Source organism: Vibrio sp. 10N.261.55.A7, from assembly GCF_002877365.1.
Classification (GTDB): domain Bacteria; phylum Pseudomonadota; class Gammaproteobacteria; order Enterobacterales; family Vibrionaceae; genus Vibrio.
The window spans coordinates 1-881 of the sequence record NZ_MCWZ01000251.1; the positions used below are offsets into that span (position 1 = coordinate 1).

General features: G+C 45.4%; 1 pseudogene. It reads right to left on the reverse strand.

Annotation, left to right across the window (positions count from 1 at the left end):
- Nucleotides 1-708 (reverse strand): annotated as a pseudogene (locus tag BCU12_RS11455) (alanine:cation symporter family protein); the annotation flags it as partial.
- Nucleotides 709-881: the final 173 nt, after the last annotated feature.

The window sequence follows — 881 nt, forward strand, 5'->3', positions numbered from 1 at the left end:
GCATCCACCAATGGTCAGAGAAAAGAAGCCTTGCCCCATTGCCGCTAGAATGAGTTTTCTGTCCAACAGTTTCTCAAAATCCGGCACTAGGTAGTGTTTTAGACCTTCTACCGCCCCCGACTGCATCATGATGTAGACAAACAAAAGCAGAAATAGCACCAGCAAAGCAGGCATGAGACGTCGAGACCACTTCTCTATCCCTTCTTTCACACCCCCCTGTACAATCAAGATCGTAAAGATATAGAAGACAATCGTTCCAAACAGATTACGTTCAACGCTGAATCCTTTAAACCAGGCAGATGCCGCTTCCATTCCAAGCAAATCTGTTAACGCACCAATGAGAAAGCAAATCAGCCAGCCACCAACAACGCTGTAGAAAGCCAGTACAGCACTCGGTACTGCTAGCCCTAACCAACCAATACCCGCACCTATCGTCTTGCCGAGAGGATTGCTCGTCAATGAACGCATGCTATCGACTGGGTTTGCCTGCCCTGCGCGACCGATCGCGAGTTCGACCACAAGCATAGGGAACGCGACAACCAAGATCATCAGCAAATAAACAAGTAAAAAAGCGCCACCGCCATTACTGGCTACTTGAGTGGGAAACCCCCAAATATTACCAAGCCCAACTGCAGCACCTGCGGCCGCCAAAATAAAACCGATTCGAGAGCTAAAGTGCTCTCGTTGTGAAGATGTTTGTTCAGACATAGAACCTTTTGCACCAATAACCCACCAAACTAGTATACTAGTACAATATTATTTATTCATCTACAAAACAAACCAAAGGAGCAATTATTAACCTGGTTCGTTGAATATATTAGTCACTCAACCTGTAAATACACGATTACACCGAGATCAAATGTTGCAAAAACCATTCAAAG